At 68.2% G+C, this 16,907-nt stretch carries 21 protein-coding genes; 6 read left to right on the forward strand and 15 right to left on the reverse strand.

Features of this window, described 5'->3' with window-relative positions:
* The first annotated feature begins 91 nt into the window (after nt 1-91).
* Complete coding sequence (locus C447_RS04085) at nt 92-1,408, forward strand: tRNA pseudouridine(54/55) synthase Pus10 (RefSeq protein ID WP_007691196.1); 1,317 nt, start codon at nt 92-94, stop codon at nt 1,406-1,408.
* Between the two features lie 163 nt (nt 1,409-1,571).
* On the opposite strand, the gene C447_RS04090 is transcribed toward C447_RS04085, so the two are convergent.
* Both C447_RS04090 and C447_RS04095 read right to left on the reverse strand, forming a co-directional pair.
* Nucleotides 1,572-1,961 (reverse strand): PIN domain-containing protein, encoded by a 390-nt coding sequence (locus tag C447_RS04090; protein ID WP_007691198.1) that lies wholly within the window; start codon nt 1,959-1,961, stop codon nt 1,572-1,574.
* A complete protein-coding gene (locus C447_RS04095) occupies nt 1,958-2,197 on the reverse strand; it encodes an antitoxin VapB family protein (protein WP_007691200.1) in 240 nt (79 codons plus the stop codon). Before C447_RS04095 ends, C447_RS04090 begins: the two co-directional genes overlap by 4 nt.
* Before the next feature lie 137 nt (nt 2,198-2,334).
* Between C447_RS04095 and rnhB the strand changes: the two genes are divergently transcribed.
* The gene (gene rnhB / locus C447_RS04100; RefSeq protein ID WP_007691202.1) at nt 2,335-2,973 is read left to right on the forward strand and encodes a ribonuclease HII; all 639 of its coding nucleotides are present in this window, start codon (nt 2,335-2,337) and stop codon (nt 2,971-2,973) included.
* A 286-nt stretch (nt 2,974-3,259) separates the two neighbouring features.
* On the opposite strand, the gene C447_RS04105 is transcribed toward rnhB, so the two are convergent.
* The 6 genes from C447_RS04105 to C447_RS04130 all read right to left on the reverse strand — a co-directional run bounded on the left by C447_RS04105 (nt 3,260) and on the right by C447_RS04130 (nt 8,698).
* On the reverse strand, nt 3,260-4,897 hold the full coding sequence (locus tag C447_RS04105) for a preprotein translocase subunit SecD family protein (protein ID WP_007691204.1): 1,638 nt from the start codon (nt 4,895-4,897) through the stop codon (nt 3,260-3,262).
* Entirely contained in the window at nt 4,894-5,757 is an 864-nt protein-coding gene (gene secF / locus C447_RS04110; protein WP_007691205.1) for a protein translocase subunit SecF, read from the reverse strand. The genes C447_RS04105 and secF overlap by 4 nt, the downstream gene beginning before the upstream one ends.
* A 73-nt stretch (nt 5,758-5,830) precedes the next feature.
* Nucleotides 5,831-7,228, reverse strand: a complete 1,398-nt coding sequence (locus tag C447_RS04115) for a hypothetical protein (RefSeq protein ID WP_007691207.1) — start codon at nt 7,226-7,228, stop codon at nt 5,831-5,833.
* Nucleotides 7,186-7,548 (reverse strand): hypothetical protein, encoded by a 363-nt coding sequence (locus C447_RS04120; protein WP_007691209.1) that lies wholly within the window; start codon nt 7,546-7,548, stop codon nt 7,186-7,188. The genes C447_RS04115 and C447_RS04120 overlap by 43 nt, the downstream gene beginning before the upstream one ends.
* A gap of 57 nt (nt 7,549-7,605) precedes the next feature.
* Nucleotides 7,606-8,070 carry a DUF5812 family protein gene (locus C447_RS04125; RefSeq protein ID WP_007691211.1) on the reverse strand — a complete coding sequence of 155 codons (465 nt, stop codon included), beginning with the start codon at nt 8,068-8,070 and terminating at the stop codon, nt 7,606-7,608.
* Between the two features lie 43 nt (nt 8,071-8,113).
* The gene (locus tag C447_RS04130) at nt 8,114-8,698 is read right to left on the reverse strand and encodes a hypothetical protein (protein ID WP_007691213.1); all 585 of its coding nucleotides are present in this window, start codon (nt 8,696-8,698) and stop codon (nt 8,114-8,116) included.
* Between the two features lie 74 nt (nt 8,699-8,772).
* Here C447_RS04130 and C447_RS04135 point away from each other — a divergent pair, with 74 nt between their 5' ends.
* Both C447_RS04135 and C447_RS04140 read left to right on the forward strand, forming a co-directional pair.
* Complete coding sequence (locus C447_RS04135) at nt 8,773-10,056, forward strand: hypothetical protein (protein WP_007691214.1); 1,284 nt, start codon at nt 8,773-8,775, stop codon at nt 10,054-10,056.
* Between the two features lie 43 nt (nt 10,057-10,099).
* Nucleotides 10,100-10,888, forward strand: a complete 789-nt coding sequence (locus tag C447_RS04140) for a CPBP family intramembrane glutamic endopeptidase (protein ID WP_007691215.1) — start codon at nt 10,100-10,102, stop codon at nt 10,886-10,888.
* 15 nt (nt 10,889-10,903) lie between these two features.
* On the opposite strand, the gene C447_RS04145 is transcribed toward C447_RS04140, so the two are convergent.
* Entirely contained in the window at nt 10,904-11,362 is a 459-nt protein-coding gene (locus tag C447_RS04145) for an NOB1 family endonuclease (RefSeq protein ID WP_007691217.1), read from the reverse strand.
* A complete protein-coding gene (locus C447_RS04150; RefSeq protein ID WP_007691219.1) occupies nt 11,362-11,604 on the reverse strand; it encodes a PRC-barrel domain-containing protein in 243 nt (80 codons plus the stop codon). The genes C447_RS04145 and C447_RS04150 overlap by 1 nt, the downstream gene beginning before the upstream one ends.
* 144 nt (nt 11,605-11,748) lie before the next feature.
* On the opposite strand from C447_RS04150, the gene infB reads away from it, so the two are divergent.
* On the forward strand, nt 11,749-13,566 hold the full coding sequence (gene infB / locus C447_RS04155; RefSeq protein WP_007691221.1) for a translation initiation factor IF-2: 1,818 nt from the start codon (nt 11,749-11,751) through the stop codon (nt 13,564-13,566).
* Nucleotides 13,567-13,621: 55 nt separating this feature from the next.
* Nucleotides 13,622-13,867 carry a hypothetical protein gene (locus C447_RS04160; RefSeq protein WP_007691224.1) on the forward strand — a complete coding sequence of 82 codons (246 nt, stop codon included), beginning with the start codon at nt 13,622-13,624 and terminating at the stop codon, nt 13,865-13,867.
* Between the two features lie 36 nt (nt 13,868-13,903).
* Here C447_RS04160 and C447_RS04165 read toward each other — a convergent pair whose 3' ends face one another.
* From C447_RS04165 to C447_RS04185, 5 genes are all read right to left on the reverse strand, one after another.
* Nucleotides 13,904-14,086, reverse strand: a complete 183-nt coding sequence (locus C447_RS04165) for a hypothetical protein (protein WP_007691226.1) — start codon at nt 14,084-14,086, stop codon at nt 13,904-13,906.
* Between the two features lie 54 nt (nt 14,087-14,140).
* A complete protein-coding gene (locus C447_RS04170; RefSeq protein WP_007691228.1) occupies nt 14,141-14,527 on the reverse strand; it encodes a DUF5811 family protein in 387 nt (128 codons plus the stop codon).
* A gap of 46 nt (nt 14,528-14,573) precedes the next feature.
* Complete coding sequence (locus tag C447_RS04175; RefSeq protein ID WP_007691229.1) at nt 14,574-15,083, reverse strand: pyruvoyl-dependent arginine decarboxylase; 510 nt, start codon at nt 15,081-15,083, stop codon at nt 14,574-14,576.
* Between the two features lie 53 nt (nt 15,084-15,136).
* Nucleotides 15,137-16,354 carry a proteasome-activating nucleotidase Pan2 gene (pan2, locus tag C447_RS04180; protein ID WP_007691230.1) on the reverse strand — a complete coding sequence of 406 codons (1,218 nt, stop codon included), beginning with the start codon at nt 16,352-16,354 and terminating at the stop codon, nt 15,137-15,139.
* A 51-nt stretch (nt 16,355-16,405) separates the two neighbouring features.
* On the reverse strand, nt 16,406-16,907 hold a 502-nt coding region (locus tag C447_RS04185), incomplete at its 5' end, for a M3 family metallopeptidase (protein WP_007691231.1).

The following is a 16,907-nucleotide window of genomic DNA, read 5'->3' on the forward strand; positions in this document are numbered from 1 at the left end:
CCGCTCGACCGAATTGCGGAGGTCCTGAGCGGCGGACGGGGATCTAAGGGGGATCCGAAAGCGAAACACGCACGCGCCCTCTTCTCGGACCATGTCCACCCTCGACGACGCCCGGGCCGTCATCGCGAACGGCCCGGTCTGTGACGCGTGTCTCGGCCGCGTCTTCGCCGACCGGAGCTTCGGACTCACCAACGACGAACGCGGTCGCGCCCTCCGGATCGCGGCCTGTCTCGACGACGACGAACCCTTCGAGCCGGCCGAGGAGTGCTGGGTCTGTGAGGGCGAGTGTGAGCGCTTCGACGCGTGGGCCGACGAGGTCTGCGAGGCGCTCTCCGGCGTCGAATTTTCGACCTACCAGGTCGGCACCCGCGTCCCGCCCCTGCTCGAAGAGAACGACCGCCTGCTCCGCGAGGACAGCGGGCTCCCCGAGGACGCCGGCGAACGCTTCAAATCCGAGCTCAACCGCGAGGTCGGCAAGCGGGTCGGCGCGCGCACCGGCACGGAGGTCGACTTCGAGCGCCCCGACGTGCTCGCGCTCGTGAACCTCGAACGCGGGCTCGACGCCGGCGGCGTGGACGTCCAGGTCAACCCGGCGTTCGTCTACGGTCGGTACCGCAAGCTCGAACGCGACATTCCCCAGACCGAGTGGCCCTGCCGGGAGTGCGGTGGTGGCGGCACCCAGATGGCCGCCGACGGCGGCACCGAACCCTGCGAGCACTGTGGCGGGTCGGGCTACCTCTACGACGAGAGCGTCGAACAACTCACCGCGCCCGTGGTTCGCGAGGCGATGGACGGCTCCGAGAGCCTCTTCCACGGTGCGGGTCGCGAGGACGTCGACGCCGTCATGCTCGGCACCGGCCGGCCGTTCGTGATCGAGGTCAAACACCCCCAGCACCGCGCGGTCGACACCGAGGCGCTCGAAACCGAGATCAACGAGTTCGCCGACGGGAAGGCCGAGGTCGAGGGCCTCCGGCGTGCGACCCACGAGATGGTCGAGCGCGTGAAGGAGCTCGACGCGAACAAGACCTATTCCATGACCGTCGAGTTCGCCGACCCCGTCGAGGAAAGCGACCTCGAAGCCGCACTCGACGACCTCCGCGGCGCGACGGTCGAGCAGTACACCCCCCAGCGCGTCGACCACCGTCGCGCGGCGCTGACCCGCGAACGCGAGGTCTACGAGACCGAGGGGGCGCTCGACGACCCGTACCACGCCACCGTCGAGGTCAAGGGCGCGGGCGGGCTCTACGTCAAGGAGTTGATGAGCGGCGACGACGGCCGAACGGAGCCGAGCCTCGCCGGCCTGCTCGGGATCGAGAGCGAGGTCACGGCGCTCGACGTTATCGCCGTCGAGGGCGAGGAGGAGGCCTTCGACGACCCCGACTATCTCATCGAGGAATCGGCCGATTGAGCGGGCCGCTGGTGTGTTCACACGGGGATCGAGCGTGCATCACTGTCCAACGACCGCGTCGATAGGGCCGAAGACGACAACCAGCGATTTTCGGATGCGTGATCACGGACGAATCCGGTGCCGACGTGGAACCGACCTCGCCCCTGTTCTCACGGAGCGATGGTCACCCGAGTACCGAGACCGTTAATCCGTCGACGCGCTCGAAGTCGTCGTCCCTCGTCACGAGCGTCGCCCCGACCTCCCGCGCCGCTCCGGCGATCAGCGCGTCGAACGCGGAGAGAATCGCACCCCGCTCTCGGAGCGCCTCCTGTATCTCGGCGGCTTCCTCGGCCATTCCGTCGTCGAACGGTTCGACCGACACCCACTGGAGCCCGAGCCGAACCCCCTCGACGGTCATCTTCGGGGACGGATGCTTCAGCGCACCGTTGAACAGCTCGAACCGCACGACGCTCGTGGTGGAGTACGGCTCGTCCTCGTGCGCTTCCAGGAAATCGATGGTGTACGTCTCGCCCTGGAGGTAGTCCGCGAGAAAACTGGTATCGAAGTGGATCACTCGAACACCCGCTCCTCTCGCTCGGCCGACTCCCGCTCCATCCGCGTGCGCTCCTCGTCGACGACGTCGCTGAACGCCGGCTCGGATTCCCCGGCGAACACCCCGAATCCGGCCCGGACGTCCCCCTCGTTTCGGGTGAGTCGGTCGATGAGGTCGCTGAAGCTCTCGTCCGGCCGTTTCATGGCCTTGAGCCGGTCGTACGACGCCTCCTTGATGGTGATGTTCTTGCTCGCCATACAAGTACGTGTACGTGCATACATGTAGCGCTGGCGGTGGTTCTGCCACCCCGAACGAATCGATTTCGGGGATCCCCGGTGCTGTTTCGGCACCACCGACTCGGAACCGATTTGGTCCCGCCGCGTGAGTTCCGGACATGCGATTCGGCGTCGACGAGGCTGGCCGCGGTCCCGTCCTGGGGTCGTTGTTCGTGGCGTGCGTCCGCGCCGACCCCGCCGACCTTCCCGCCGGCATCGACGACTCGAAACGCCTCTCGCCCGCGCGCCGCGAGGCGCTCGTTGACGACCTCCACGGTGACGACCGGGTTTCGACCGCCGTGGTCGAGGTCACAGCCTCCGAGATCGACGACCCCGAGACCGACATCAACGCGCTCACGATCACGGCGGCGGCCGAAGCGATCGACGACGTGGCCGAGGACGGATTGACTGGGATCGTCGACGCCTGCGACACCGACGCGGCGCGGTTCGGTCGGCGGGTCGTGGTAGCAACGGAAACCGACGTCGAGGTCACGGCCGAACACGGGGCCGACGAGAATCACGACCTCGTCGGCGCGGCGAGCATCGTCGCGAAGGTCGCCCGTGATTCGCACATCGAACGGCTGGCGGACGAGCACGGCCCGCTCGGGAGCGGCTATCCAAGCGATCCGAACACTCGGGAGTTCCTCCGGGAGTACGTCCGTGAACACGGTGAGCTTCCGCCGTTCGCGCGTGCCTCGTGGAAAACCAGTCGGGATGTGTTGGATGCAGCTGCCCAGTCGACGCTTTCGAATTTCTGAATAAGAGTTCGAATAGCACTCGTGCGCCCCGGTTTCTGAGGGTACGCCTTTACTGACCGATAACCGCGAATCCCGATGCAAATGGGAAACCGCACCGCGACCACCACCGCCCCGCGTCAGCCACGAGCCTCCCCAGCCGATTCGCTCACTTCACTCGCTTTCGCTCGTTCCGTTCCCTCATCCCTCGCGCGAGTCGGGTGTCTCCGACGCCCTCCACACGCGCCAACCGCCTTCACACCGCTACAAAGTCCGAAAAATCGGTGATGAACGGATCGAGAGTGCGGATTCAGGTGTCCGTCAGCAGTCGCCGGAGCACGTTCCCGTAGGCCGGGCGGGTGATCAGGACCCCGATGAGCACGCCGACGATGGTGACGATGGCGAAGCCGCGGAGGTCACCCAACGAAAGCACCGCGAGCGGGCTCATCGCGATGATCGTCGTGGCGGCGGCCGCGCCGATGACCCAGAAGGCCCGCCGGAAGCGGCTCTGGAACACCCTCCCGGTCTTGACCTCGCTCTGGAGGATCTCGTCGGCGATGATCACGAGGTCGTCCACACCCGTCCCTATCACCGCGATGAATCCCGCGATGTGCGAGAGGTCGAGCGCCAGCCCGACCGCCGAGGAGAACCCGAGGAGGATGAACACCTCCGCGAGCGCGGTGATCACCATCGGGATCGCCACCCGGAGTTCGCGATAGCGGACGAACACGACCCCCGCGACCGCGAGCACCGCGACCAGCCCCGTGACGAGCGAGAGCCCCTTGAACCGCTGGGCGACGCTCGGCAGGATGTACTGGCTCGTGCCCTGGTCGAAGTTCAGCGGCGCGGGCAGCGCCCCCGCCTGGAGGTCGACCTGGAGGTTCTGTGCCTCCGAGGCGTTCCCTGCCGACGTCTGATAGCCAGGGTCGTTGACGAAGCTTCCGGTGGCGAACTGCCGGGCGAGCCCCTGGGTCACGCTCGCGGCGTAGACCACTTCGCCGTCGCGCACCGTCAGCAGACAGTGCCCGCCCCCGCCCGTCTCGAAGTTACAGGTCCTGACCTGGCCCTGTCGACTGGAGGCGTTCGCGGCGTCGGCGAAGCCGTAGCGCTGCATCGCCTGGGTGAACGGCCGGGCGGCCTGCTCGGTGAGCGTCACCGGCACGATGGGTTGGCCCTGCTGGTCCCGCTGGACGGTCCCAACCGACTGGAAGCCGTCCTGACTCTGGAGGACGGTGACGTTACAGGTGTTCGCTCCACCTTCGCCTCCCCCACCGCCGCTCCCGTTGCCACCGACCGGGCCCTCACAGTACGAGGGGGTCCGGTTCCCCTCGACGGTGAAGTACGCCACCGTCTGGACCTGGCCCTGGTCGGCCACCAGGTCCCTGACTTCCGAGCGGTTCTGGTTCGGGACCTCGATCTGGATGTAACTCTGATCGCCCGAGGACACAGTTTGAACGGTGCCGCCGGTGAGCCCCGACTCGCTGATCTTGTTCTCGAGTACCTCGACGGCGCTCTCGTCGGTCTCCTCGGTCACGCCGGTCCGGATGTCGTCCCGGGTGGTGTTGTAACCGGCCCGCTGGAGCGCGCTCGCGAACTGCCCCTGTGAGACGTTCTCCGAGAACACCTCGACGGTCGCCGACTCGTTGCCCACCCTCACCTGGACGTCGGTCGGCGAGACACCGAGGTCCTCCGCCACCGACCCGGTGAGGTTGGCCTGCTGGTTCGGGGGCACGTTCACGTTCTCGGCGGTGAGACCCACCAGAGGCGCGCGGATTCGAGTGCCACCGGAGAGTTCGAGGCCGAACTGGAGGTTGGTGGGACCGCTCGTGGCGTTCGTCGCGGTGGCGTTGCCGCCGTCGTCGACGCCGAAGCCCGGCACGAACAGCGCCAGCCCGGCGACGACGACGAACACCACGAGCAGGACGATCCGCCAGTTATCGCGTATCATCGTGCGACCCCCTCGTACATGTACCAGCGAAGCAGGCTGACGTTGAGGAGATAGGTGTTCATCAGGTCGGTGATGAGTCCCATCACGAGGATCGTGCCGACCTCCGGCAGGAGCGGGATCCCGAGCACGAAGTCGGAGGCGACGACCGCCATCACCGCCATCGCGGCGATCGAGCTCAGTGTCATCGTCACCCCCGTGCGGCGCGCACGATACGTGCTCTCGTAGAAGTCACCCCGCCGCCGGAGGACGTGGTTGTTGAGCAGGATGTCCGAGTCGACGCTGTAGCCGATCAGCATCAGGAGTGCGGCGACGGTCCCGAGCGAGAGCTTGATCCCGAAGAGGTTCATCAGCGCGAGCGGGATCACGATGTCCGAGAACGCCGAGGCGATCACCGCGATCGAGGGGATGAAGGTCCGAAAGAGCGCGAACACGAGGAGCGCCATCCCGGCGAACGCCGCGATCAGCCCGATGACGCCCGTCTGCTGGGCTCCCGCACCGAAGTTCGCGGAGGTGGCCTGGACGGAGTCCACCTGGTAGCCAGCGGACTGGGCGGCGTTGGTGAGCGCACCGGTGTTCGTCGACTGGAAGGTGACGATGTAGGTGTTGCCGCCCGCGGTCGGCGTGACGGAGGTCGGCTGGGTCGGGAAGGCCTCCTCGATCTGGGTCTGTGAGGCACCGGTCGAGACCTGGACCTCGGTCCCGCCGGTGAAGTCGATGCCGGGGGTCACCGGCGCGCCGGTGGCGAGGAACCAGCCGCCGAGAACACAGAGCGCGAGAACGAGCACCGCCAGCGGAATCGCGGCGAGCTGGCGGTCGGTGTACCGGGTGTAATCGAGGTCCGGTACGTCGAACGCGACCATGCCGTGCGGTGTGCGACGGCTTCGAATAAACTTTCTTATGTCGCGCTCGCCGAGGAGCGCGCCTTCGATCGGTTCAGCGGCGTCGAAGCGCCACCAGTCCGGCCGCGACGACCGCGATCGCCGCCGGCAACGCGCCGAACCCGGGTCCATCCTCCGTCGTGGTTTCGGTTCCGCCGACGACCGCCCCGTCGCTCCCGTTCGTCGCCGTCGACGCGCCGGTCGCCGACGTGGTCGTCTCGGTAGCGGTCGGTGACGGGGTAGCGGTTGCGGTCGTCGTCGGCGTCACGGTGGCGGTCGGTGTCATCGTTGCGGTCGGTGTCGCCGTCGCCGTTCGTGTCGCCGTTTCGGTGCGCGTTGCGGTCGGTGTCGCCGTCTGCGTCGCGGTCGGTGTCGCTGTCGCGGTCGGTGTCGCCGTCCGAGTCACGGGTTCGCCGTTTGCGACCTCACCGAACGAACCCGGACCGACCTCGCGACCGTCGAGGTAGACCCTCGCGTCGCCGTCGAGTCGGAAGCCAGTGATGTTGCCACGAACGAGATAGGCGTCGCCGCCACCGCCGAGGCGACCATCGACCCGACCGTCCGAGACCGTGTCGACGTCGGTGTCGATCGTCACCGCGTCGTCGTCGATGGGCGCGCCGTGGCTCTCACCGCTGCGCTCGACGGTTCCATCGTGGGTGAACGCGTAGGTGACTTTGTCCTCCGCCGACCCGCCGACGATGACCAGCGAGCTGGCTTCCTCCATTCGATCCGACCCGCTTACCGAGACGTTCAGACTGTAGGGAACGAAGCCACCGACCGCTTCCGGGTCGTACTCGGGAACCGGTCGCACGCTGACGTAGTACGTCCGGCTCGCTTCGACGGTCGTGTTCGCGACTGCGACGGTTTTCGATTCCACCCCCGTCTTCCGGGTCTCGTTGCTCCGGAACGGACCGCTTTCGGACGCATCACCGGCATAGTCGACGTTGTACGTCCGACTGACCCGCTCGCCCTCACCATCGAGAACGTCGACGACGAGATTCCCCGGGTTGTCCGTCGGCAGGTCCCCGAGTTCGACGGTGGCGGTGACCTCGCCGTCGGTGGTGGGTTCGACGGCGAAGCGATCGGTGTCGTTGCCCGTGATGGTCCCGTCGACCGGGCCGTCGTCGATCGCGAGCGCACTGTCGGCATCGTCGTTCGGCTCGAACGGGTCCGGGTCCGCGATCCCGATGCCGAAGTCGTACCAGTTACTGCCCTCGATACCACCGCTCCCGTTGACCTTGAAGTAGTAGGTCCCGGTCTCCTCGAGCGTGGTTCCGGTCGTGAAGACGTCCCCGATCCCGGAGCCGGCCGTCGCGACGACCGCCCCGCTCGGACCGTAGAGCGTTCCCTCCGCTGGCGTCATGTCGTAGCGCCCCGATGGGAGGCGACCGGTCCCCTGCGAATAGATGTTTATCGACTGGCCCTCCGTGGCGTCGAACGAGTAGAAGTCCACGTCGGGGTCGGTGACGTTTCCCTCGCCGCCGGCGTCTGGTTGATGCTGCCGGAGATCGTCCCTCCGACGACCCCCTCGTTCCGTCCGGGGATGAGGTCCGTAAGCGGCGTCGCCGTCGAACGGTCGTCGTTGGGTTCGCTGTCGTTGGTCACGCCGTTCCAATCGGTCTGTTGGGCGGCCACCGACCCCAGTTCGTGACTCGGTCGCTGGTCGGGTCCGGCCGCCTGGACGACGCCACCACCGTAGCCCACGCTCGCGACCACCACGATCACCAGGGCGACCTGTAGACTTCGCCGCACGAAAGCGCTCGGAATCCCCATTTCTCTCTCGTCGGTCACGTCATCCTGGCATAAGCTTTCAGGTCCGCCTCCGCCGGTTCAGGGCAGATATCGAACCGAAACCACGCCCGCCTCGGCGTCGCTGCGCACCTCCACGCGGTTCACACCGAGTCGGGCCGCCCGGACCAGCGTCGCCTCGTCGTCGAGCACGTCGGTCACCGCGTCCGCGACCCGTTCCGGGGGAAGCGTGAGCACGTGGATCTCGCCGATACCGGCGCGTTCGCGGGTCGTCACGTCGCCCTCGTCCCCCTCGGTTGCGAGTTCGCGTTCCTGGCTCGTCGGCGGCTCCTCGCTCTCGCCGGTCGTCAGCGGTCGTCGCTCCTCGATATCCACGAGCTCCCACGTGACGCCGAGTTCGTCGTTCGCGACCGTGGCGTCGAGGGCGTCGTTCGCGTCGAGGCCGGGGTTCCCGTCGAGCGTGTGGACCTGGCCGTCGTCGGCGTCCTTCAACACCGCCGACGCCGCGTCGGCGTGGGTCACGAGGAACGTGCTCTGCTTTTCCATGTACGGGGTCCGCGCTCGGCGGGATTGGGTCTTTCAGTTCGAGCTACCGCGCGAGCCGGTGGACGAGCCAGATCAGGACGGCGGCGAGGATCGGGGGGACCAACCCCGCGAGGCTCGGGAGCGCGTAGAGCGCCTCGACGAGGGGTGCAAGCACACCGGTCACGGCTTCCTGGTTTGCGACCGGTACCGCGATGACGAGGCCGACGTAGAGCGACGCGAGGAAGCCGAACCCCGCGAACCCCAGCCACGCGTCGTAGCGCTTTCGGTCGCCCACCCTGCGGTGGCGGCGCGCGACGAGCAACACCGGCGCGAGGAGCGGGCCGACGAGGAACAGCGCGACCACCACGTAGAACGCGCGCGAGAGCGTCAGCGACCCGCCGCGTGCGCCCGCGGTCGCGCCGAACAGCGTGACGAGCGCGAGGGTCATGAAGACGGCCACGAGCACCGCCGCGACCACGCCGAGGACCGCGTAGCTCCTGAAGACCCGCGACCGGCTCGACCGGAACGCGTAGGGGATCGCACCCAGCAACCCGTCGTAGGTCCTCTCGGACGCGTCCGCTCGGGGGCTCCCGTCCGTCGTGCCGCCGTCGGCCGCGTCGGCGTCGTCGCCCGCGCTCGCCTCGACCATGGCGCGATGGAGGGTCCCGAGCGATTAAACGCCGCGGTCGGCAGGGCTTTGTCGTCGGCGTCGTCACTCCCCCTATGAAGATCGATATCGGCAACGCGCTGGCCGACGTCGCCTCCCCTGGCGTCTCCCGCGCGGCCCTCGACCGCCTCGACGACCGCGTCGAGGCCTGTCACGACCGTATCGAGCGCGGCCGCCGGGACGACGAGTTCGGCTACGCGGCGCTGAACCTCCCGGAGACCACCGACCCCGAGGCCATCACGGAGGCGGTCGACCCGGTCGCGGGGGCGGAGTACGTCCTCGTCGTCGGGATCGGCGGCAGCGCGCTCGGCGCGGCCACCCTCGCCGAGGCGCTCGGCGATTCGCGGGTCCTGACCCTCGACAACGTCGACCCCAGGGAGGTGTCGGAGGTGCTCTCGCTGTTGCCGCTCGACGAGACGGTACTGAACGTGGTCTCGCGCTCGGGCACCACCGCCGAGACACTCGCGAACTTCCTCGTGGCCCGCGCGGCCTTCGAGGAGGCGGACGTCGACTGGACCGACCGAACCGTCGTGACGACGGGCGACTCCGGCCCGCTTCGCGACCTCGCCGACGACCACGACCTCCCCGCACTGCGCGTCCCCGACGGCGTGCCGGGACGCTTCTCGGCGCTCTCCTCCGTGGGCCTCGTCCCGCTCGCGGTCCGGGGCCACGACATCGCGCCCATCCTCGACGGCGCGCGCGACGCCGCCGACCTCTCGGGTTCGCTCTACGAGACCCCCGGCTACGCCTACGGCGCGGTCGCGTACGCGCTCGACGCCCGCGGCGCGGCGGTCAACGCCATGCTGCCCTACGCCGAATCCCTCGACTCCTTCGGGGAGTGGTTCGCCCAGCTCTGGGCGGAGAGTTTGGGAAAGGACGGCCTCGGCCAGCTCCCCGCGCGGGCGCTCGGCGCGACCGACCAGCACTCCCAGCTCCAGCGGTATCGGGCGGGGCCGGCGAACACCCTCGTGACGTTCGTCCGACCGCGCGAGCGCACGTCGCTCCCGATCCCCGAGACGGACGTCGACGACCTCGCGTACCTCGGCGGGACGGGCATGGACGACCTCATCGACGCCGAGTTCGAGGCCACCGAGGCCAGCCTCGCGGCGGCGAACCGCCCCTCGGTTCGGGTCGAACTCGACCGCGTGGACGGTCGGGGCATCGGCGAGCTCCTCTACACGATGGAGGTCGCGTGCGTGCTCGCGGGCGAGCTCTACGGAGTCGAGACGTTCACCCAGCCCGCGGTCGAGTGGGGCAAGAACGCCACTCGCGGCCTCATCGGCGAGTCGAACGAGGAGTCGGCGGCGGTCGCGGAGAAGACGCGACTCGTCGTGGAGTGACCAAAGGAGCTATTCGACGCGGCCACCGACCCCCACAGAACGGATGGCGGCAGAACACACCGACGGCACCCGATCCGACCCCCTTCGCTACCTCTCGGCGATCACGACCGCGTTCGGGCTCGTCGTCGCCGGTTTCCTCGTCGCGAACCTCATCGTGGTCCCGCTGGTGCCCGTGCTCTCGGCCTTCGACCTCTCGATCCGGAGCACGCCGGGCTACGTCGGGTCGACGCTCCTCCAGAACGTCGGCTTCGCCGCGGTCGTCTTCGCCTACATACGCTACGCAGACGTCGCCGGCCTCTTCGACGTCCGGTGGCCCTCGCTCTCGCATCCCCGACGTCTCCTTCGTGACCTCGGCTGGGTGCTCGTGGGCTTCGTCCTGCTGGTGGCCGCCTCGCAGGCCGTCTCGATCCTCCTCCAGGGTATCGGCCTCGCGCCCGGCACGAACCGGATCGTGAGCGCGGTCAGGGCGGACCCGACGCTCGCACTCTACCTCATCGCGCTCTCCTTCCTCGCGACCGGTCCCGGCGAGGAGATCCTGTTCCGCGGCGGGGTACAGGGGATCCTCCGCCGGGTGTTCTCGCCCGTGCCGGCGGTCCTGCTTTCGAGCGCCCTCTTCGGGATCGCCCACGCCACCGCCACGATCGCCGCCTCGGGCCTCGCCGGGGCCGGCGGCTACGTGGTCTCGACCTTCCTGCTCGGGCTCATTCTGGGCGGGCTCTACGAGTACACCGACAACCTCCTCGTCCCCGCACTCATTCACGGAGCCTACAACGCCGTCACGTTCGCCCAGCTCTACGCGCTGGAGGCGCTCTCCTTTCACCCCTACTTCTAGAATCGTCGCGAACCCTTACGAGGGGTTCTTCCGGGCGAGGCCGCTGCCACATATCGGACAGCGGTCCCTCCGTTCGTCGAACGTCCGGCCGCAGCCCTGACACTGGAACTCCCACTCACGGGCCTCGGTGATGCCCTCCTGGGCGATGAACTCGACGCGAACATCGAGCCGGTCGGCGACGTTCTGCATCGCGTAGTCGTCGGTTACTAACGTGGCATCGAGTTCGAACGCCGCCGCGACGAGTTTGATGTCCGTCTCGGAGAGTTCGCCGGCGTCGCCGCTCTCGCGCGCGGCGCGCTCGACCCGGCCCACCACGGCCTCCTCGGGCACGTGGATGTACATCCCCGCGCCTTCGAGCGCGTCGTAGCGATAGGAATGCTCGCCTTCGAGCTCCATCCCCACCTCCGGCACCGTCGCGATGTCGTCGCCCGCGTCGTACTCGTTGATGAACGCCGACGAATCGAGTATTTCCATCACCGGTCGACGACGATGTGGTCTTTGACCGCCTGCACGCTTCGGATCGGGACGGCGTATCGGCCCTCGTCGTCGCGCTCGATCTCGACCTGGTCCATCGTCTCGCCCCGCGGCGTGATGATGAGGTTCGCGAGTTCGCCGGTCTCGATGTTCATCGTCACCGTCGAGAGCGTTCCGAGTTCGGTCCCGTCGGACCCGATCACGGCCTTGTCGATCAGGTTCCGCGCGAGTACGTCTGGCATACCCGTCATACCGAAGGCCGGCATTATAAACACCACGGAGGGCGGAGCGGCCGAAACGCGCCACTGACCGGTTGGACGGACACGACGACGTGTTTAACTGGCGTGGCCCGCTCCCCCTAACTACGACTTTCTCGGGTGAATGCAATGTCCGAAACACACACCAACGCGGACGCCGCCGGCGGTACGGCGGAGTCCCTCCGAACCCCGATCGTCGCGGTCCTCGGCCACGTCGACCACGGCAAGACCACGCTCCTCGATAAGATCCGCGGCTCGGCGGTCACCGACGGCGAGGCGGGCGCGATAACCCAGCACATCGGCGCGACCGCCGTGCCCCTCGAAACCGTCTCCGAGCTGGCGGGGAGCCTCGTCGACCCCGACGACTTCGACCTTCCCGGCTTGCTGTTCATCGACACCCCCGGCCACCACTCCTTTTCGACCCTCCGCTCTCGCGGGGGCGCGCTCGCCGACATCGCGATCCTCGTCGTGGACGTCAACGACGGCTTCCAGCCCCAGACCATCGAGGCCCTCGACATCCTCCGACGAACCGAGACCCCGTTCGTGGTCGCGGCGAACAAGATCGACACGGTTCCGGGCTGGAACCCCCAGTCGGACGTGCCGATACAGGAGAGCTACGACGCCCAGTCCGACCGGGCGCGGGCGACCCTCGACGAGAACCTCTACGAACTCATCGGCGAGCTCTCGGACCACGACTTCTCGGCGGACATGTACTGGCGAGTGCAAAACTTCGCCAACAACGTCGGCGTCGTTCCCACGAGCGCCGAAACCGGGGAAGGCGTCCCCGACGTTCTCACCGTTTTGATGGGGCTCTCCCAGCGCTACCTCAAGGACGCGATGGCGATCGACGTCGACGGACCGGGGGCGGGCACGGTCCTAGAGGTCAAAGACCAGAAGGGGTTCGGCACCGCGATCGACGTGGTGCTCTACGACGGTACCGTCAGGTCGGACGACACCATCGTGGTGGGCGCGTCGGGCGACCCGATCGTGACCGACGTTCGGGCGCTGCTCCAGCCCCGGCCGCTCGCCGAGATCAGAACCGAGAGCCGCTTCGAGCAGGTCGACGCGGTGAGCGCGGCGGCGGGGCTCAAGATCGCCGCACCGGAGCTCGACAGCGCGATGGCCGGGGCCCCGGTTCGGGTGGTCCGCGACCAGCCCCGCGAGGAGGTCGTGGCGGCGGTCGAGGAGGAGCTCGCCGCCATCGGCGTCACCACCCAGGAGGAGGGGGTCGTGGTGAAGGCCGACACCCTCGGAAGCCTCGAAGCCGTCGCCGATGCTCTGGAGGAGGCCGAGATCCCGATCGTCCGGGCGGAGGTCGGGGCGGTCGCGCCGCGCGACGTCACAGTGGCGAGCACCGCCGACGAGGAGAAACACGAGACGGTGCTCGCCTTTTCGGTCGACGTCCTCGACAACGCCGCCGACCTAGCCGAGGAGAGCGGCGTCCGGATCTTCGAGAGCGACGTGATCTACCGCCTCGTCGAGGAGTACGACGAGTTCGTCACCGAACGCGAGCGGAGCCAGCAGGACGCCATCCTCGAGAACATCTCGCGGCCCGCGCGCTTCCAGCTCCTCCCCGACCACACCTTCCGACAGAACGACCCGGCGGTGGTCGGCGTCGAGGTCCTGACCGGGACCCTGAAGCGGAACGCGCGCGTCGTCGACTTCTCCGGGTCGGAGCCGAAGCGCATCGGCGAGGTCAACGGCATCCAGGACCAGGGCGAGGACGTCGACCAGGCCCGCAAGGGCGACCGCGTGAGCGTCGCCATCGACGGCCCCACCGTCGGCCGGCAGATCGAGGAGGGCGACGAGCTCTGGGTCGGACTCCCCGAGAAACACGCGAAGGTCCTCGAACAGGAGCTCACGGAGGACATCCCGGCCGACGAGGCCGACGCCCTCCGGATGTACCTCGACAAACACCGCCGGCGCGACCCCTTCTGGGGGAAGTGACGGCTCGTACGCAGTAATAATATTTAATTAGCCGGCGTTCGTGGTGTCGACAACGATGACCCCTCTTCCGCTCCCCGCGACCGCGGAATCGGTCGTCGAGACGGTTCGCGAGCGCCGCCCGACGGTCGCGCCGGCGGACCTCGTCCTGCTCGCGCTCCCCGCCCTCCTCATCGCGGGGTTCGCCGGCGGTGTGGCCTCGCCGCTGGCGATTCCGACGGCCCTCGCCGTGGGCACGCTCCCCGCGCTCGCGACGCTCGGCTACGTGTTGTTCTACGACCCGCCGACCACGGTCTCGGGCTGAAGTCTCGTGGCACGTCCCTCCCGCTATCGTTGAAGACTACTCCGCAGACCGCTGGTCAGTGTCCACTTTTCGATAGTAGTAGAACGCCACGGGAAGCAAGAGTAATCCTATCGCGTACAGCGGGAGATGTGTCGGCTCGGGTGCGACGTCGTATTCCGTGATAACCAACAGCAGGAGCATCACTCCCGTCACGACCATCCCCTTCGTGAAATCGTTCATCGTCGGTCCCAGTATCCTCCTTCGTCGTCCGATTCGGTATCGACTTCGGAGTGCTTACCGCGCGACTGGAACGATGGCGTCCGAGACGGCCTGTTTCACCTGGAGGGCGGCGCTCGCGGCGAGCCCGCGTGCGACCTCGTCGCGGTCGTCGTCGTCGAGCCCCTCGTCGAGGTCGCTGTCGGCCGGGAGGCCCGCGCTGACGGGGTGGCCGATGGGCGGCTGGACCGCGACGGTTCCCTCGGGGCCGTCGCTCCCGGCGACGATCTGCGCGCCGACGACGTACTCGTCGGGGAGGTACTCCCGGGTGCGGGCGACCACGGTGTCGAGGCCCGCCTGGAGCGTCCGGCGTTGCTCGGGCGAGAGCTCCGGCACGTCGGCGTTCGCGCGCCGTCCGGGGTCGGTGTCGGTCGGTTGTCCCGCGTATGGCGTGTTGCCGGTCATGAGAAGAACGCCCTCCCTATTCGTCACGGCCTCAAAAACCCCCCGACTACAGGATCGGCTCGCTCTCGCCGTAGGCTCCGACCACCACCGCGGTGGCGTACGCGTCCGAACGGTGGGGGTCGAGGTCCGTCGCGGTGTCGGCGGTCACCACGCGCTCGTCGACGAACGACCACTCCCGAAGGTCCCGGCCCGCGGTCAGCCCCTCGGTGACGCGGTCGCGGACCGCTTCGGGGTCGGAGCCCGAGGCTTCGTAGAACAGCCCGCGCCCCGTCGCGTCGCGCGTCCAGCCCAGCCCCGCGGACGCGCCGACGTGGGTTTCAGGGTCGTCACCCTCGATCTCGGTCGTCGCCCGTGCCTCCACGACGGTGAGGCGGTTCCCCGCCGGCCCGAGGTCGGGGGCGGTGTCGAGCACCTCGATCCGGCTCTCGGCGGGGACTACCGACGAGACTCGAATCAGGTTGTAGTTGTGGACGCCGGCGTCGGCGAGCGCGGCGTCGTAGGCGGCGAGCGCGGTCGGGCCAGTGCCGGTTCCGGGGACGACCCTGATGGAACTCATGCGGGATGGTCGGCGAAGGGGATCGATGTGGGTTGCGATCTCGGCGGTACCGATCAGTTGAACGCGATCGGCGTGCCGGGCGATTCGTCCTCGGTGACCTTCTCGAAGGCCTCCTCGAAGTCGGCCATCCGGACCTCGGTGCGCTCGTCGCGGATCGCGAACATCCCGGCCTCGGTCGTGAGGCTCTCGATCTCCGCGCCGCTGAACTCCTCGGCCATCTCGGCGAGCGCCTCGAAGTCCACGTCGTCGGCGAGGTTCATCCCACGGGTGTGGATCGCGAAGATCTGCTCGCGACCCTCGATGTCGGGTTTGGGGACCTCGATGAGGCGGTCGAACCGGCCGGGGCGGAGGATAGCCCGGTCGAGCATGTCGTACCGGTTGGTGGCGGCGATGATCGAGACGTCGCCGCGCTCCTCGAAGCCGTCCATCTCACTGAGGAGCTGCATCATCGTCCGCTGGACCTCGGCGTCGCCGGAGGTCTTCGAGTCCGTTCGTTTGGCGGCGACGGCGTCGATCTCGTCGATGAAGATCACGGCGGGCTCGTGCTCGCTCGCCAGCTCGAAGAGGTCACGGACGAGGCGTGCGCCCTCGCCGATGAATTTCCTGACCAGCTCCGAGCCGGCCATCTTGATGAACGTCGCGTCGGTCTCGTTGGCGACGGCCTTGGCGAGCATCGTCTTGCCCGTCCCGGGCGGGCCGTGGAGCAGGACGCCCGTCGGCGGTTCGATCCCGACGGTGTCGAAGCGTTCGGGGTCGATCAGCGGCATCTCGACGGCCTCGCGCACCTCGCGGACCTGGTCGTCGATCCCGCCGATGTCGGCGTACGTAACCGTCGGGCGCTCCTCGACCTCCATCGCCTGTGCGCGGGCGTCGGTCTCGGCCGAGAGGGTGCGCTGGACGCTGAAGGAGTCGTTGACGGCCACCCGGTCGCCGTTGTCGATCTCCTCGCGGAGCGCGGACGCGACGTCGGTGAGCACCTCCTGGTTGTTGCCGTGCTGGCGGACGATCGCGCCGTCGTCGGTGAGCTCCTCGATCGTGGCGACGTAGAGCGAGGAGGTCTTGAGCGCCTCGTTCTCCTCTTGGAGCTGTTCGGCCTCCTCGGCCAGCTCCTCGCGGTTCTCGCGGGCTTCGTCGAGGCGGGCGGCGAGTTCGTCGTGGACCGCCGTCACGTCCTCCAGATGTTCGGCCAGCGCTGCCACTCGTTCCTCACCCGTGAGCTCCGGGTCGAGGTTCAGCCGCGGCCGGTCGGGAAGGGAGGGACTGTGTGACATTCGATGTTCGCCGTAGGCTCCGGTCGTTAAAAGTGGTTTTGGTCGGGGCAGTCAGACGAGGTCCGCGAACTCGGAGAGCGCCTCGTCGTAGGCGCTGAAGGCCGCCTCGATGGGGTCGGCGGTCGTCATGTCGACGCCCGCCCCGCGGAGGAGCTCGATCGGGTAGTCGTGTGAGCCCGACGCGAGGAACTCGCGGTAGGGCTCCGCCGCGTCCTCGCCCTCCTCGCGGATGCCCTCGGCGAGCGCGACCGCCGCCGAGATCCCGGTCGCGTACTGGTAGACGTAGAACGCCCGGTAGAAGTGGGGGATCCGCATCCACTCGCGCGCGATCCGGTCGTCCACGACGGCGGGCTCGTAGAACTCCTCCTTCAATTCGCCGTAGATCGAATCCAGCCGGTCGGGCGTGAGCGCCTCGCCGGCTTCCGAGAGCTCGTGGGTCTTCAGCTCGAACTCCGCGAACATCGTCTGGCGCGCCAGCGTCGACCGGAACCGTTCGAGGTACTCGTTGAGGACGTGTCGACGGAAGTTCTCGTCCTCGACGGTGTCGAGGAGG

Source organism: Halococcus hamelinensis 100A6, from assembly GCF_000336675.1.
GTDB classification, from domain to species: Archaea; Halobacteriota; Halobacteria; order Halobacteriales; family Halococcaceae; genus Halococcus; species Halococcus hamelinensis.

Coding starts and splice junctions, on each gene's coding strand:
- C447_RS04085 (WP_007691196.1), top strand. CDS start 92: ATGTCCACCCTCGACGACGCCCGGGCCGTCATCGCGAACGGCCCGGTC.
- C447_RS04095 (WP_007691200.1), bottom strand. CDS start 2,197: ATGGCGAGCAAGAACATCACCATCAAGGAGGCGTCGTACGACCGGCTC.
- rnhB (WP_007691202.1), top strand. CDS start 2,335: ATGCGATTCGGCGTCGACGAGGCTGGCCGCGGTCCCGTCCTGGGGTCG.
- C447_RS04105 (WP_007691204.1), bottom strand. CDS start 4,897: ATGATACGCGATAACTGGCGGATCGTCCTGCTCGTGGTGTTCGTCGTC.
- secF (WP_007691205.1), bottom strand. CDS start 5,757: ATGGTCGCGTTCGACGTACCGGACCTCGATTACACCCGGTACACCGAC.
- C447_RS04120 (WP_007691209.1), bottom strand. CDS start 7,548: ATGGGGATTCCGAGCGCTTTCGTGCGGCGAAGTCTACAGGTCGCCCTG.
- C447_RS04125 (WP_007691211.1), bottom strand. CDS start 8,070: ATGGAAAAGCAGAGCACGTTCCTCGTGACCCACGCCGACGCGGCGTCG.
- C447_RS04130 (WP_007691213.1), bottom strand. CDS start 8,698: ATGGTCGAGGCGAGCGCGGGCGACGACGCCGACGCGGCCGACGGCGGC.
- C447_RS04135 (WP_007691214.1), top strand. CDS start 8,773: ATGAAGATCGATATCGGCAACGCGCTGGCCGACGTCGCCTCCCCTGGC.
- C447_RS04140 (WP_007691215.1), top strand. CDS start 10,100: ATGGCGGCAGAACACACCGACGGCACCCGATCCGACCCCCTTCGCTAC.
- C447_RS04145 (WP_007691217.1), bottom strand. CDS start 11,362: ATGGAAATACTCGATTCGTCGGCGTTCATCAACGAGTACGACGCGGGC.
- C447_RS04150 (WP_007691219.1), bottom strand. CDS start 11,604: ATGCCAGACGTACTCGCGCGGAACCTGATCGACAAGGCCGTGATCGGG.
- infB (WP_007691221.1), top strand. CDS start 11,749: ATGTCCGAAACACACACCAACGCGGACGCCGCCGGCGGTACGGCGGAG.
- C447_RS04160 (WP_007691224.1), top strand. CDS start 13,622: ATGACCCCTCTTCCGCTCCCCGCGACCGCGGAATCGGTCGTCGAGACG.
- C447_RS04165 (WP_007691226.1), bottom strand. CDS start 14,086: ATGAACGATTTCACGAAGGGGATGGTCGTGACGGGAGTGATGCTCCTG.
- C447_RS04170 (WP_007691228.1), bottom strand. CDS start 14,527: ATGACCGGCAACACGCCATACGCGGGACAACCGACCGACACCGACCCC.
- C447_RS04175 (WP_007691229.1), bottom strand. CDS start 15,083: ATGAGTTCCATCAGGGTCGTCCCCGGAACCGGCACTGGCCCGACCGCG.
- pan2 (WP_007691230.1), bottom strand. CDS start 16,354: ATGTCACACAGTCCCTCCCTTCCCGACCGGCCGCGGCTGAACCTCGAC.